The organism is Spirulina sp. CS-785/01, from assembly GCF_028330525.1.
In the GTDB taxonomy this organism is placed as follows: Bacteria; Cyanobacteriota; Cyanobacteriia; order Cyanobacteriales; family Spirulinaceae; genus JAQMSD01.
This window is the reverse complement of sequence record NZ_JAQMSD010000186.1, coordinates 1-15,447: the sequence shown is the minus strand read 5'-3', so window position 1 is coordinate 15,447 and position 15,447 is coordinate 1. Positions and strand designations below refer to the sequence as shown.

The 15,447-nt window shown below is 46.7% G+C and carries 14 protein-coding genes; 5 read left to right on the top strand and 9 right to left on the bottom strand.

Features of this window, described 5'->3' with window-relative positions; genetic code table 11:
• Positions 1 to 150: 150 nt before the first annotated feature.
• A complete protein-coding gene (locus PN462_RS12225) occupies positions 151 to 978 on the bottom strand; it encodes an urease accessory protein UreD (protein WP_272128525.1) in 828 nt (275 codons plus the stop codon).
• A gap of 138 nt (positions 979 to 1,116) precedes the next feature.
• Complete coding sequence (locus PN462_RS12220) at positions 1,117 to 1,626, bottom strand: hypothetical protein (RefSeq protein ID WP_272128524.1); 510 nt, start codon at positions 1,624 to 1,626, stop codon at positions 1,117 to 1,119.
• 74 nt (positions 1,627 to 1,700) lie between these two features.
• Here PN462_RS12220 and PN462_RS12215 point away from each other — a divergent pair, with 74 nt between their 5' ends.
• Together PN462_RS12215 and PN462_RS12210 are read left to right on the top strand one after the other, a co-directional pair.
• Entirely contained in the window at positions 1,701 to 3,950 is a 2,250-nt protein-coding gene (locus PN462_RS12215; RefSeq protein WP_272128522.1) for a WD40 repeat domain-containing protein, read from the top strand.
• Positions 3,951 to 4,176: 226 nt separating this feature from the next.
• Positions 4,177 to 4,554: a hypothetical protein gene (locus PN462_RS12210; protein ID WP_272128521.1), complete on the top strand. Its 378-nt coding sequence runs from the start codon at positions 4,177 to 4,179 to the stop codon at positions 4,552 to 4,554.
• On the opposite strand, the gene PN462_RS12205 is transcribed toward PN462_RS12210, so the two are convergent.
• From PN462_RS12205 to PN462_RS12180, 6 genes are all read right to left on the bottom strand, one after another.
• Positions 4,555 to 4,743 carry a hypothetical protein gene (locus PN462_RS12205; RefSeq protein WP_272128520.1) on the bottom strand — a complete coding sequence of 63 codons (189 nt, stop codon included), beginning with the start codon at positions 4,741 to 4,743 and terminating at the stop codon, positions 4,555 to 4,557.
• Positions 4,744 to 4,785: 42 nt separating this feature from the next.
• Entirely contained in the window at positions 4,786 to 5,649 is an 864-nt protein-coding gene (locus tag PN462_RS12200; protein ID WP_272128519.1) for a sulfotransferase family protein, read from the bottom strand.
• An 18-nt stretch (positions 5,650 to 5,667) separates the two neighbouring features.
• Complete coding sequence (locus PN462_RS12195; RefSeq protein WP_272128518.1) at positions 5,668 to 6,594, bottom strand: Npun_R2821/Npun_R2822 family protein; 927 nt, start codon at positions 6,592 to 6,594, stop codon at positions 5,668 to 5,670.
• A 12-nt stretch (positions 6,595 to 6,606) separates the two neighbouring features.
• Positions 6,607 to 7,605, bottom strand: coding sequence for an Npun_R2821/Npun_R2822 family protein (locus PN462_RS12190; protein WP_272128517.1), 999 nt, complete (start codon positions 7,603 to 7,605; stop codon positions 6,607 to 6,609).
• 27 nt (positions 7,606 to 7,632) lie between these two features.
• Complete coding sequence (locus tag PN462_RS12185; RefSeq protein ID WP_272128516.1) at positions 7,633 to 8,619, bottom strand: glycosyltransferase family 10 domain-containing protein; 987 nt, start codon at positions 8,617 to 8,619, stop codon at positions 7,633 to 7,635.
• 401 nt (positions 8,620 to 9,020) lie between these two features.
• Positions 9,021 to 9,911 carry a BadF/BadG/BcrA/BcrD ATPase family protein gene (locus tag PN462_RS12180; RefSeq protein ID WP_272128515.1) on the bottom strand — a complete coding sequence of 297 codons (891 nt, stop codon included), beginning with the start codon at positions 9,909 to 9,911 and terminating at the stop codon, positions 9,021 to 9,023.
• A gap of 64 nt (positions 9,912 to 9,975) precedes the next feature.
• Between PN462_RS12180 and PN462_RS12175 the strand changes: the two genes are divergently transcribed.
• From PN462_RS12175 to PN462_RS12165, 3 genes are all read left to right on the top strand, one after another.
• Complete coding sequence (locus PN462_RS12175; RefSeq protein ID WP_272128514.1) at positions 9,976 to 11,265, top strand: M16 family metallopeptidase; 1,290 nt, start codon at positions 9,976 to 9,978, stop codon at positions 11,263 to 11,265.
• A 130-nt stretch (positions 11,266 to 11,395) separates the two neighbouring features.
• Positions 11,396 to 12,256: a fructosamine kinase family protein gene (locus PN462_RS12170; RefSeq protein ID WP_272128513.1), complete on the top strand. Its 861-nt coding sequence runs from the start codon at positions 11,396 to 11,398 to the stop codon at positions 12,254 to 12,256.
• 77 nt (positions 12,257 to 12,333) lie between these two features.
• Positions 12,334 to 15,276 (top strand): adenylate/guanylate cyclase domain-containing protein, encoded by a 2,943-nt coding sequence (locus tag PN462_RS12165; RefSeq protein WP_272128512.1) that lies wholly within the window; start codon positions 12,334 to 12,336, stop codon positions 15,274 to 15,276.
• Here the strand turns inward: PN462_RS12165 and PN462_RS12160 are convergent.
• On the bottom strand, positions 15,259 to 15,447 hold a 189-nt coding region (locus tag PN462_RS12160), incomplete at its 5' end, for a hypothetical protein (RefSeq protein ID WP_272128511.1). The two genes, PN462_RS12165 and PN462_RS12160, sit on opposite strands and share 18 nt — an antisense overlap.

Sequence of the window (15,447 nt, the reverse complement as noted above, 5' to 3'; positions counted from 1 at the left end):
GTAACGAGATATGGCGGTTTGGAGTCGCCCTCACCCCCCAACCCCCTCTCCCAACCTTGGGAGAGGGGGAGAAAATGTCTCTCACAAGTGTCTGAAACAACGGTGTCTCGTTCTACAATTTCTCACCTTGACAGGGCTGCCTCTAAACCCCTACATCCAAACACGGGGATGAAGTTTAGGACGAGACAGGGAATTTTGGCGGAGGAAATGCCAGAGAGTGACAAATCTTTGTTTAATCTCCGTTAAGGAATGGCCTCGATAGCGACAGAGTAAACCTTGGTTTTGAGTCGTGGTGAGGCCAAACTCTCCGCGTTGGGGAGGGGTTGGCCAAAGTTGTCTGGCATTTTCAAGGAGGGAAGTGGAGTTGGGGAGGCCGAGGGCGATGAAACTGGCCACAATGGGAGAATTGGCGAGGCCGTGGAGACTTTGGACCGTTTCGGGGTGGCCGGGTAGCCATTGGCGGTCTATCCAAACGGGAGTGTCCTGTTGCCAGAATTCATTATGCGATCGCCATTCTCCACTCATAAACTGTTCTCCCCTAGCAGTCCGCCCAAACCGAGTAATCTCCCAACCGAGAAACACCGCATTGGGGGCAAGATTGACACGCATTTTATGGCAGTAGTCCGCCCCATTAAAAATAATACTCTCTTGGGGAAACCATTCTAGAATCGCATTTTCTTCGAGAGTAATTTCAATCTGTTGTTGGGCTTGTTGTCCATTACTCCGATAAATTTTACTCGCCGCAGGAGTCGTGAAAAACACCTCACTCCGGGGATGGAGATGCAAATTTTGCATCAAGATATCCCCCCCCACAATGCCCCCTGCGGTGTGTAAGCCCACTGTATGACAAATTTGCTCTCCTTCCGGGTAAAAGGGGCGTTGTACCTTCAAAGGGGCGTGATTCAGAGCATGAATCATCTGGGTTGCACCCTCTTGTTTTGCGTAAGTCAGTTCCAGTTTACCTTGCCAGTGGGTCATGGGGCGGTTTGGGAAGGGGAAGTTAGAGATAATGGCTACACTCATTTAGGAGGGAACAGGGAACTCCGGAACAGGGAACAGGAATTAGAGTATTTTTTGCTCACGGAAGAAACCCAATTTAAAAGTATTTTACCAACCTTAGTCATTAAACCCCGACAGAGTTGTCGTCTCTCCATTGGCACGGTAGCCGATGGCTAAATAACCTTCTATAACCTCACCATCGCCGCAGGCATAAATCCTAAAATCGCTCACTTCTGGAGCATCGAACACTGCCGCCAGAATACTGTGTGCTATTTCGTACTCATCGGGTTCTCTTGGATCGAGTCTTAGTCCCAATTCTACCAAAACCTCCGCACCCGGCTCATCGTAAAGATCGGCAACCGTAATGTACAACTCCTTGACAATATCGCCTTGGTTTTCAGGAGGACGCTGATAGGCAAGTTGCCAGGCGTGCATCCAAGACGGACTCCAGGACTTGCCAATCAAATATCGGTAGTGCCGCAGGGCAACTTGTTCTAAATCTGCTCCAGGCTCTACTTTTTCGTAGAAAGTACCAATATCGAGAGTGACTCCTTGCTTGGGATAACCGTAGAAAGCAAAGAAATCGTTGACATAGTTGGGCAATTCAGATTGAGAATACATCACCATGTTTTTTATGTTCAATTCGGTTAAACCTTGTCTAAAATAACCGAATAAGTCGAGCGCGATCGCTAATTGGCAGAATGAGACCCTCAGATGAAGAACCAAGAAACGCCAGTAGCCAGCCACAACTGGAACAAGCAGACGATCTCATACAGGCGGGAGATTTTCAACAATACGCTCAGTTGCTATCTAGCTACGAGTATATGGCAGCCAAAGTCAACCATCCCCAATGGGGCATCCCAGCCTTAATTCAAGATTACCAATGGTTGCAGCAAGAAGAAATAGCCGCCAGTCTGGACTCAGAAACCGTACAGTCCTTGCGCTTGATTAAAAAAGCCTTACAACGGTCAATGGGGATGATCAGCCAAGATAAGACGCAACTGGCCTCACAGTTGTGGGGAAGGCTGATGGTGTACGACCTCCCAGAAATTCGTCAACTTTTGCAACAAGCCCAACAAAATCAAACTAAGCCTTGGTTATGTCCCATTACAGCCAATTTGATGCCAGCCGGAGACCCACTCCTGCATACTTTGAGAAAGCATTCCGAGTCTCTCATATCAAGCGAATCTACTCCAGCAGCAGTAGCCATCAGTGCTGATGGGTCTGTAGCGGTTTTCGCGGATGGGTCAACTCTCAAAGTATGGGATTTGACCACCGCTACCGAACGCTTCACCCTAGAAGGTAACAGAAGCCCCATCGAAACAGTAGCCATCAGTGGCGATGGGTCGGTGGCAGTGTCTGGGTCAGATGACCATGCCGTGAAAGTGTGGGATTTGACCACTGGTGGTGAACGCTTTACATTAACAGGTCACAGTCACTGGGTCACTACGGTAGCCATCAGTGCTGATGGGTCGGTGGCGGTGTCTGGGTCGGATGACCATACCGTGAAAGTGTGGGATTTGACTACTGGTGGTGAACGCTTTACCTTAACAGGTCATAGCAGTAGCGTTTGGGGATTAGCCATCAGTGGCGATGGGTCGGTGGCGGTGTCTGGGTCGGATGACCAAATCGTGAAAGTGTGGGATTTAACCACTGGTCGTGAACGTTTTACATTAACAGGTCACAGTCACTGGGTCACTTCAGTCGCCATCAGTGCGGATGCTTCCGTGGCAGTGTCTGGGTCGATAGATAAGAGTATCAAAGTATGGGATTTGACTACGGGCAGCGAACGTTTCACCCTAACAGGTCACAGTCGCTGGGTCGCTGCGGTAGCCATCAGTGCGGATGGGTCGGTGGCGGTTTCGGGTTCGGCAGACGAAACGGTGAAAGTGTGGGATTTGACCGCCCGAATCCAATGTTACACCTTAAACGGTCATAGCAATAAGGTTGAATCAGTAGGGATAAATGCCGATGGCTCTGTCGCTATTTCTGGTTCGGGAGATGAAAGCGTGCAAGTTTGGGATTTAACGGCTGGTACGGACAGCTTTCTTTTGCCAGGCCATCAAGCCTGGGTCACAGGCGTAGCGATCAGTGCCGATGGGTCGGTGGCGGTGTCTGGGTCGGATGACCATACTGTGAAGGTCTGGGATGCGGTCACGGGACGCGAACGCTTTACCCTCAAAGGTCACATTAGCGCGGTTGATTCCTTAGCCATCAATGCTGATGGGTCGGTGGCGGTTTCGGGTTCGCGCGATCGCATTATGAAGGTGTGGGATTTGACCCAGGGGACTGAACGCTTCACGCTGACAGTAGATAGCGGCTATGTTACAGAGGTAGCGATCAGTGCTGATGGGTCGGTGGGGGCCTGTGCCTCATACTATCTCTATGCTGAGGAGCCTTCCCCAACTGTAACCCTGTGGGATTTGACGAATGGCAGCGAACGCTTCACGTTGACAGGTCATGTCGATGGGGCGTTCGGAAAATTAGCCATAAGCGGCAATACTTCAGTGGTGGTTTTTGGGTGGGACAAAACGGCGAAAGCGTGGGATGCCAACACCGGAAATGAAGGTTTTACGCTGCCCGTTACTGCGTACCTAGGTGCTTGTAGTCGAGTGGCTATCAGTGCTGAGGGGTCGGTGGTGCTTGCTGAGTCAAAAGACAAAACTTGGAAAGTGTGGGATTTAAAGACCGGAAACGAATGTTTTGCTCTACCAGATTTTAGGGAATCTTTGGGAGCTAAGGCCATCAGTGCTGATGGGTCGCTGGGGGTGTTTGGGTCGTCTTCAACGCTGAGTGTTTGGCATTTACCCAGTTTAGACGCGATCGCTCGTTTTACCATAGAAGATACCCTTGTAGGGTGTGCCATTTCCGCCGATGGCAAAACCATATTTGCTGGAGACCAACGGGGAGGCGTTCATTTTCTTCGCCTCAAGACCCCTGAAACCTCATGATGATAGCCTCCGGATGTCTGAACCAATCACGCTTTTGGTTAATTTCGGGAATCTGCCAATTTTGGCTTTTCCGAAAAGGGGAGAGATGCGATCGGTTGAATTAAAGAATGACGTTTCCAGAAAGTAGGGGCAAATAGGTTAACTGTACATGAACCTTGGTCTCCAAGAGGTGAATGTTATATTAGGTGTACCGCTCTAGCCACCAAGTCAATAAAGTCAATTTTTTATGTTCTTCGATTTGCTCCCATTTTCTTTCCAACTTGATACTGTTTTAATTGCAGGTGCGTCTCTCTGGGCGTTAGCGTTATATTTGAGTTTTGCGCGAGTGCGTCACTGGATTGAGGAGGGGTTGAATCGTTGGTTTAATTTTGCGGAGCGGTCTTTATATCTCTCACAACAGGAATTTGAACGAACAAGACAAGCGAGGGAGTCACAAAATGCCTTTTATGCGGCGATTTTTGCGACGATTCCCTTTTTGGGGGCGGGATTATTATGTAATTATGGGATGGAGATCAGTTTAGGTCGCAGTTGGGCGATTAGTTTAGGGATTCTTGCTTGTGTCAGTTGTGGGGTGTATGAGTTAGGCCGGCGATCGGGATCGTGATTAGGGTTTTTCAACTCCATAAAAAGGACACCCTAATCGGGCAATTGCGTTATCTATATACTCGATATCGTCTTGAGAAAGATATTCGGCATATCCTCCCACTTTTCCCTTACGAACTTTCGAGGATTCTGTGTCTTGCTGATTCGCACTCTGCATTATTTCTTCGTTAAACTGGTTAGTTTTTTCCATTTTTTTCATGATTGACTCCTTATGGTAATCACTTTAATACTGTTAAACTAGCCAACTCGATAAGTCTCGCTCAATTAACTCTTGTAATTTTAAGATATCTTCTCGATAATAGTCCAAAAGTTGCTGCTTTGCCTCCGGAGACATTTGAACTTTTTGGATATTCTGCTTAACCAGTTTAGAGCGAATCTGTTGGCGTTTTTCTTCTGGCATAAATGCCTTTAAGACAGTGGCAGCAGCTTTACGAACCGGGTTATGTTGAGTCAGTAACTTATACACCACTGGGTTTTTCGGCAACCCCCCTTGTCGTCCTTTTTTACTCATATCTGGCACAAAATTAGGATCAACTTCTAAAAATTGAAATAAATCTTTGACAAATTCTGTAGGATTTTTACAAAGATCATCAAAAAGTAAAACCTTGACCTGCTCTAGCGGAAAAATATCATAATAAGGTTTTAACTCTTGATAATATAATCCTCGTTTAAAATACTTGTGTTCTGGATTATTAGCAATGAGTTCCAGAAAAGATTGTTGTTCATGTCCTTCACGGACAAACATTTGATAAGCTGAAAAAGCTCGTGTTTTTGGGTCTCTTAGGATGGCAATAATTTTTACATTGGGTAGATTGTCGTAAATAATTTGAGCCGAGTCAGGATAAGCATAATAATTGGTGGAAATTTCCCCAATTACACTATTGGGAGGGGCATCCGCAAATAAATTTTGATAGGTTGTTAAATCAGTAATTGCTCCCCAAGGTGTATGATTATTACGAATGTTTTCATTTAAAAAGAAGTAAGTCTCTTTTTGAGGACAGATAAAAATACTTGGATGTTGATCCAGATAGTTATGCAGTGAAGTTGTACCACATTTGCCCGCCCCAATAATGATAAAATCTGGAAATTTATTCATTAATTTTACCTTCCTTGTTTAAGATTTTAGTAATTGTTTAACCTTATTTTTCCAAGACCTTAATGTAATTCTCCAAGTCGGTTCAGGAGGTGGGGGAGGAGGGTCTTCGGGGGGGTTGGGGTCGTGGAGATAGCGGTAATGTTTCCAAATATCCCAGTAAGGACACCCCGGTTTAATGCGAATGCCAGCCCAATGTAAATATTGTAAGGTTTGGTTACAGTTGGGATCAAAAAGTTGGTTGCCTTGCTGTTGAAACTGGTTACTTCCTGCCCAACTTCCGGGGGCTTTTTCTGGTCTATGTACGATATTAAAACGTCGGGGAACACGCTTTAAGATCATATAGTTAATAATCGGTTGATCTGAGGTTTTTTGAGAAAAATCAAAGTATTCTGGATGGGCAGCACATTCGGTGAACACATCATATAAATCTTGTTCAGAAAATAAATGTTTTTTGGATGCCCACCATCCTCCGTTAAAAATACCTTTAATGTCTTCTTCTTTTAATACTCCATCCTCAAAAACTTTCGGAGTAAAAACGTTGGTAATACCACCAGAATGTTGATAGTCACAACAGAGGAAGTCGTAATCTTTAAAGTAATCAAGATTATCAATGATTTTTTCAAAAACTACAATATCAGTGTCAATATAAAGAAATTCGTCATATTCTCCAAACCAACACGCTTGTTTGCGGAATTGATTAGGCCGCGCAAAAAATCCTTCGCCAAAGATTTCGTAAAGTTTGTTGGATAGACGTTTAATAAACTCTAAATCTTCGTAAACTTTGACATCATAGTTTTCTTGGAGATGTTGGGCAATTTTTTGATGATTTTCGTCATAAGGAATTAAAGTAATGGGGGTTTCTGGATCATATAAACGAATACTGTTTAACAGCGCGATCGCTTGCTCTAATACCTTATCATTTCCTGTAATATAAATTCCACGCACGCACTTTTCTCCTTATTGAGTAGTTAAGCCAAGTTTTTTCAATGCACGCTGCATTAAATTGGGAGGGGCATTATAGGGTTTGGGTTTACCGGAAAACTGAGGACATTTTTGGGGGTTGTGTAAATAACGATAATGTAAAAAGACCTCTCGATAGGGAAAATCTAAATTTTCTCCCGCACAAACCTTTTTAAAAACCTTAGAAGATATGCCAATATAATGTAAATAGGTCAAAGGTTTATCATGATCATAAAGCGTCTTATCCCGCCAAACAAAATGAGGAGAAGTTGCACTATTTCCCGTTTTCTGTTCCTTCGGTAGCGTCAACGCAAAGTTACAAATCTTTGCACCAGATTTCATCATCATATAATTGAGTAACGTTTGATCAGGGGCCATGGGATAGAGAACTTCAGCATCTCCAGATTGTAAACTTTCAATTAATTGTTCTCGCGTCTCAGCCGGAAAAAAGTCTCGTTTACTAGCATGAAACCCCGAACAAAAAATCTCAGTCTCTAACCGCGTTTGGGGGAAAACTTGTGTTAATTTCTCACTATTTACATCGTAAACATGGGTTAAATCTTTATGTTGGAAGTCATAGACCACACAATCGGATTGTTCCAACTGCTCAAAAATAAACTGAATATCCTTTAAGAGCAACGTATCCGCATCCATGTATAAAAAGCGGTCAAACGGTCCATCAAAGGCACAATAGCGGCGATGTGTCCCAAAACGATAGTATCCATTGTTGCCTGCGGCCTCCCACCGTTGAAAGGCCGTGGGGTGGGTATCCCAAGCGCGTTTAGCAAACCGATCCCATTTTTCCATAGAAACCGAATCTTGGTAAATTTGCACCTGGGGACGATCCGCAATAAAGGCCGCTAATTGACTGGTGCGCTCATCGTAGGGATAAATGCAAACTGGAAAATCAGAACCCAGGACTGCTTCAATACTATTGAGTAAAGCAACCACCTGGTCATAAACGTAATCATTACCTAGGGTGCAAATGCCATCCATATTTAACTCAGGAAAACTCGCTTAGGGTTACACTTGTTCTGCCACAAATTCAGACAACCAATTGAGTAAATTTAACTTGTGTAAAATAATCTGACGCGCTTCTGCAATAGCCTCTTTAGCTTCGTGCCACGCATCCAGTGTAGATGTCACCTCTCGAATGTAGGCCAACCCTTTCTCATCTTGGGACGGCAGACGGAGAAAACTGCCGGGGGGCAATAACTTGTCGGCTGCACTCCCTCCATAATAAATCGGTAAGCACCATCCGAGTAAAGAATCCCATAATTTTTCACTCACATACCAATCATTCTCGGCATAATTTTCAATGGCCAAGTTGTAATAGTAGGGGTTGAGTGCGTGAGCTTTGCGGCTAATTTCCCCATATCCTTGGGCCCAGTCGGGGAGTCCTCTCCCATAGACATCCAACTCTAGCTCACTTTCCACTAGCATCCGCAAAAACGCCAACCGTCGGCGGTGGTTTTCTGTGCGGGAAATACCAGAGGTGATCCAAGAGCAGCGACGGGTTTTAGGGGGGGGAGGCATCTCGTTTAAGGCACGAAAGGAGTCGCTGTGATACCAAATGGCGGGCATATAATCAGGAACAGGGGCAAAGTCATCAGGTCCGGAAACGTAGCCACAAAACTGTTCTGCGGCACCATAGGAGGCTTTATTTTTTTCGATGACTTCTTCTAACGGGGGTTCGCGGAATAAAAAAATCGTGCGTTCTTTGGGGACTTGGGAGAGGCGCGATCGCGCTTTCTCTTGCTGTTCCCGTCGTCGCCGTAACACCTGCTGCTCACTCCGTCGCCATGCCTTCCACCAAGGCAGCGAAAGCGGCACATCCGACGGAAAACGATTAAAGTTGTACAACAGCAAAAAATCCGGTTGGGGGGCATTGGCCAAAATCTGGATATTCTGCCACTTCCCCAACCCATGGGGGGTTTGATTCCACATCCAATCCCCTTGGGATAACCCAGGATAGCTACTGAGCATCCCGACAATTTGGCGTTTGGTCATCTGAGGCCAGTTTGATTTAATGGGTTTCTTCTACAAATTAATCCTGATCGCGCCGAACTGCAACAAAAACAAGAACCCATTCAGCCATCAGCTTAAACGCTGACTTCCCTCGTTAGTCGATGGGAGGAAGCGCGAGGTTTCCTCGTCATCCAGGCACTCCGCTTTCATTCAAAAGCTGAGTGCTTAGATCAAAACCAATAATCCCCAGCTTTAAAGCTGGGGACTATCTCTTATAAGCCAGTCTTTTATAAAAGTGACCGACGGTATTAAAAAAAGTGATTAAATTCTTAAAAGTCAGTCTTTTATAAGCTGTGACTGACAGAATTAATGGTCTTCAATTGTAAAGTAACAAGAAATTGTGAGGATTTTGTGAAAGTAGCCCAAAAAAATTGGTTGTGAAATTATTGTGAAGGGGTAGCTAGGGTTTGCCGGATCAAAATAATCCCTCCTTGGGCTGCATCGGCTTGAGGAGGAACAAGGCGCGATCGCAAGCCCTCCCCCAACCAAGGCTCAACCCCCGTCGCCAGTCCCCCCAACAAACTACAAGGAAGCCCCTTCCGACTCCGTTTCGCCAACGCCTCCCCAATCCGATCAACCTCCCGTCCCGACTGCTCCATCAACCGCACCGCCTGGGGTTCACCCCGTCGCGCTTCCCCTATCACCACCGGGGCCAACGCCGCAAACTGGGGAGAATTTGCCCCATTAGCCCAAACCGTAAACGCCCGAAAATCATCCTCAAATTGCGCTAAAATCGCCCTCACCAACCCATTCTCTGCCTCCCGTCCATCCCATACCCGAAACGTTAAACGCACCGCCTCCAACCCCAACCAGGCCCCACTCCCTTCATCCCCTTGGGGAAACCCCCATCCGGCCACCCGCGTCACCGTCTCCCCTTCAATTTGATAGGCCACCACCCCAGTCCCCACCGCAATAACTGCCCCATCCTTTCCCCCGTGGGCCCCCAAACAAGAAATATAACCATCAGACTCCACCACCAAGCGAGTCAACGGGTGAGGATAATTTACAAACGCCTCCACCGCCTCTGGGACTTGTGACCCCGCAATACCCGCCCCACAAAACCAGTTATACTGCTCATCCCCAATGGTAATCCCAGTCCCCTTTAACGCCGCTTCTATGGCACTTAGAATCGACTGCCACGTCTTTTCCACAGAATGGCGAATATTGGCCGACCCACCTTTTCCCTCACCCAACACCCGTCCTTGACCATCTTCTACCCGAACAATGGTTTTTGTCGCCCCACCATCAACCCCGATATATAAATCTGTTTTCATAATTAGACAAACTGCACACTAAGATAAAAGTGAAAATGAGTCTAGCCGAACCCAAAATCAACCTATGTCTTCTGCCGTACAAACCCCGCTTGTTGCCGTCCAAACGCCGACCGTCGAACGATTCGCCAATGGTTTAACGATTGTAGCCGAACAGATGCCTGTAGAGGCGGTGAATTTTAATCTTTGGCTCAATTTGGGGTCAGGGGTAGAGTTAGACGAGATTAATGGGATGGCCCATTTTCTCGAACACATGATTTTTAAAGGGACTCCTCAGTTAAAAGAAGGGGAGTTTGAACAGCAGATCGAACAACGGGGGGCAGTAACCAATGCTGCGACTAGCCAAGATTATACCCATTATTATTTCACCTCTGCGCCCCGTGATTTAGCCAGTCTTATTCCCTTCCAGTTGGATGTGGTGTTAAATGCGAGTATCCCGGATGATGCCTTTGAACGGGAACGGTTGGTGGTGTTAGAAGAAATTCGCCGATCGCAAGATAATCCCAGTCGTCGTACCTATTATCAGGCCATGGCCACCTGTTTTGAGCAACTCCCCTATCGTCGGCCTGTTTTAGGGGAAGAAGCGGCCATTGCACAATTTATCCCCCAACAAATGCGCGATTTTCACCAAACCTGGTACACTCCAGACAATATTACTGCTTCGGTGGTGGGGAATTTACCTGTAGAGGAGTTAATACAAACAGTAGCGGACGCATTTCACACGACCTACACCCCCAAAACCAAATCTTCCCCCCAACGGCTAACTCTCACCCCTGAACCCCCTTTTACAGAAATTGTGCGGCGAGAATACAGCGATCCGCAACTACAACGGGCTAGATTAGTTATGGTGTGGCGTGTGCCAGGGATGGAGGCATTAGAGGAGACTTATGCGTTGGATATTCTAGCGCGTTTATTGGGGAGAGGGCGCACTTCTCGCTTATTTCGGGAGTTACGAGAAGACCGTCAACTGGTGTCTTCCATTGGGGCTACCAATATGACTCACCGTACCCAAGGGACATTTTACATTTCCGCGCTACTCCCTCCAGAGAATTTAGCGGAAGTTGAGAAGACGATAGTACAACACATTCGTCGATTTCAAGAGGAGTTGGTTGCAGAACGAGATTTACAGCGTGTTCGGACTTTGGTGGCGAATCGGTTTACGTTTGGTAATGAACGACCCAGCGATCGCGCTAATCTCTACGGTTATTATCAATCCCAACTGGGCGATTTACAAGCCGCCCTTTCCTATCCCTTGCAAATCCAATCAATTCATGCAGAAGATATACAAAGTGCGGCTCAACGCTATTTAAACCCCGATGCTTATGGGGTGGTTATTATGAAACCCGTTAATAATTGATAATTGATGATTGATAATTGATGATTTAATGGATCATGAAGAATGAAAAACAATACATAATGAATCAAAAATTATTCATATGTTTTGAGGATTCAATAATTACCAATCACCCATTACTAAACTCAAACCCATGTTAAATCAAATTGCCGAGAAAATTTCAGACGTTACCGGACAACCATTCACCATTAGTAATCAAAAATCCGTAGGAGGGGGTTGTATTAATCGGGGAACAGCCATTAGTGATGGCGATCGCTCCTATTTTGTAAAATTTAATAGTGCCTCCCAAGTCGAAATGTTTGAAGCAGAATACTTGGGATTAAAACAAATGCACGAAACCCACACCATTCGAGTCCCCCAACCCCTCTGTTGTGGGGTAGTGGACTCCAATAGTTACATTGTGATGGAATGGTTAGAATTTGGTCGTGGAGATAGTAATGTTTGGGCAGAAATGGGTCATCAACTCGCCCAACTTCACCGCTATCAAGGATCCGAACAATTTGGCTGGGATCGTAATAATACCATTGGCTCAACGCCGCAAATGAACCCTTGGACTGAAAACTGGAGTGACTTTTTTGCCGAACATCGCATCGGCTATCAACTCAAACTAGCGAAACGAAGGGGAGGGAGTTATCCTAGTACCGAGACAGTCGTAGAGAGAGTCCGGGAGTTATTGCGCGATCGCACCCCTCAACCCTCCCTTTTACATGGCGATCTTTGGTCTGGGAATGCCGCTTGTACCGTGGACGGAGAACCCGTTATCCTTGATCCTGCCACCTACTGGGGCGACCGAGAAGCAGATATCGCCATGACCGAATTATTTGGGGGGTTTCCTGCCGCTTTTTATCGGGGATACAATAAGGAATGGGAGCTAGACGGGGGCTATAAGCAGCGTAAAAGCCTTTACAACCTCTACCATGTCTTAAATCATTTTAATCTCTTTGGTGGGGGCTACGGGTCACAGGCCAGCCGCATGATCGATCAAATAATGTAATCCGGCCAATCATGTGATCCAGTCTAGAATCAGGCAGGAAGCAAGGACAAATTCCCCCATAAAATAAACACAACACCATGCAGAGGACGGCCAAGCGTCGTCCGTCCCAATTATCCACTCATCCTTCCCCTCTCGTGTTTTATAAACGTTCTTGGGCTAAAAACCTTCCCCTGCGCTTACTCCTAATTATCCCCTTTGTCATCCAAATTTTAGCCACCGTCAGCATCATTGGCTGGTTATCATGGCGCAATGGCCAAAAAGCAGTCGAAGATGTCACCCTGCAACTCCGAGATGAGATCAGTCATCGCATCGAAGACAAACTGATCAGTTATCTCGAAACCCCCAGAGTTATTAACCAAGTTAACGCCGATGCCATTCGGTCCGGCCAACTCAACCCCGACAACTTCCAACAAACCATCCGGCAATTCTGGCGACAGCGTAATTTATTTGGGGTGTCTGATGTCTCAGCCATGTATTTTGGCTCAGAAGACGGGGAGTTTGTCGGGTTAGGATACCAAGAAGACCAAACTTGGCAAGCCACTCTAGTCACCCCAGAAACCAACAACCGCTTTTATAGTTACATCACCGACCAACAAGGCAACCCCCTCATTTTACTCTCCAAGGGAAATTTTTATGATCCTCGCATTCGCCCTTGGTATAAAGATGCCCTCAAAGCCGGAGAAGCCACTTGGAGTCAGATTTACGGAGATTTTAAAGAACGTCGCTTTAAAATTACCCTCGCCCAACCCCTGTATCGAGGCCGGGAATTTTTAGGAGTCGTCGGGGTTGATTTTGCCCTGTCCAATATTGAGGAATTTCTCCAAAATTTAAACGTTGGCAAAACCGGAGAAACCTTTATTATTGAAAGGTCTGGCCTCTTAGTGGCCGCCTCTGTGCCAGGGCAAATGCAGCAAGTGAAGCAGGGAGAATTATCCCGGTATGAAGCCGTCATGGCCAACAGTCCCCTCATTCGAGAAACCGCGAGAGCATTGGCAGCCCAATGGAGTGAGTTTCAAGACTTAAAGCAGAGTCAGCATCTCGATGTGATGATTAAGGGGAAACGGCAATATGTGCAAGTTGTTCCCTTCTCTGATGGGGAAAACCTCGACTGGTTAATTGTAGTGGTTATTCCCGAAGCTGACTTTATGGCGCGAATTCATGCCCAGACGCAGACGACTATCATTTTATGTTTGTTAGCCTTGGGAATTGCGATCGCACTCGGTATTTTAACCGCCCATTTACTCACCCGCCCCATTTTACGCCTCGCTGAAGCCGCCAACGCCATCACCTCTGGGGAACTCAAACAACGGGTCAAATTAGGCTATTTCTCCGAATTACGCCTCCTCGCCCATGCCTTTAACCGCATGGCCCAACAATTACGGGAAACCTTCGGTCAACTCGAGGCCACCAACCAAGACTTAGAAAACCGCGTCAAAGAACGCACCGCCTCCCTGGCCCAAGCAGAGGAGAAATATCGGAGTATCTTCGAGAATGCAGCAGAAGGGATTTTTCAATCTCATCCAGACCAAGGCTATATTAGTGCTAACCCGTCTTTAGCCGGGATTTTCGGCTATGACTCCCCCGAAGCCTTAGTCCAGAATTTAACCTCCCTCGACACCCAACTCTATGTTAATCCCCAACGCCGCCAAGATTTACTAGAGAGTCTCCGCGAACGGGCATTTGTCGTCGGGTTTGAGTCCCAAGTCTATCGGGCCGATGGCAGCACGATTTGGATTGCCGAGAATGTGCGGGTCGTTTATGATGGGGCGGGGAATTTTTGTTACTACGAAGGGACTGTTGAAGATATTACCCGCCGCAAACAGGCCGAAGATGCCATCCAACGCAGTACCCAACAAATTCGCCAACAGAATAAGGTGTTAATGCGTTTGACGAAAAATTACTTGCTGACTCACGGCTTTTTGCAGGAAGGGTTACGGGTTATTACCAAAGTTACCGCGAAAGTGTTACGAGTCCAACGGGTGAGTGTGTGGCTGTTGAATGAGTCCCAAGACCAGTTAGAATGCGTTAGCTGTTATGGCCAAGAGTCCCACCATGAGGAAACTATGTCTCCTTTAAGGGTGGCAGAGTATCCGGTGTATTTTGCGGCCTTAGAAGCGGATGAGGCCGTGGCCGTGGCTGATCTGCGGCTTGATCCCCGTACCCAAATGTTGAGTCAATCCTATTATGGGGAGAACGCCTTAGTCTCTGTGTTAAATGTCCCCATCCGTCGCACCGGGAAAACCTTGGGAGTGGTGAGTGTAGAGGAATTTGACCAAGCGCGGGAATGGACTCCAGAAGAAGAAAATTTTATGCGTTCCTTGGCTGATCTGGTAGCCTTAGCCATAGAAGCCCGCGATCGCCGTCAAGCCGAAGCCGAACTCCGCGTCGAAAAACAAAAATCCGAGCGTCTCTTACTTAATATTCTCCCCGAATCCATCGCCAAGCAACTGAAAGATGAAACCACTCTCATTGCCCAACATTTCGATGAAGTGACTATCTTATTTGCCGATATTGTGGGTTTTACCCCTCTCTCCTCGCAACTTGATCCCCTCTCCTTGGTAAACTTCCTCAATGAGATTTTTTCCAGTTTTGACGAATTGGCCGAAACCCTAGGACTGGAAAAAATTAAGACCATCGGGGATGCTTATATGGTAGCGGCGGGATTACCGTTACCGAGAGAAGATCATGCTAGTGCGATCGCAGAAATGGCCCTCTCAATGCAGGCCGTCATGAAACGGTTTATCCTCCCCGATGGTACACCCTGTCAAATCCGCATTGGCATTAATACCGGAGTCGTGGTTGCAGGAGTCATTGGGACTAAGAAATTTATCTATGATCTCTGGGGAGATGCGGTTAATATTGCCTCTCGCATGGAATCTTCAGGAGAACCCGGTTCAATTCAACTCACTGAAAACACCTATCAACTCCTGCATTCTTCCTACGAGTTTGAACCCCGCGGCCTCATCCCTGTCAAAGGCCGAGGGGATATGATGACCTATTGGTTAAAAGGGAGGAAATAGTTGATAATTGATAATTGATAATTGATAGAGAGTAGGGTGGGCAATGCCAGCCCTGTCAAGGTGAGAAATTGTAGAACGAGACACCGTTGTTTCAGACACTTGTGAGAGACATTTTCTCCCCCTCTCCCAAGGTTGGGAGAGGGGGTTGGGGGGTGAGGGCGACTCCAAACC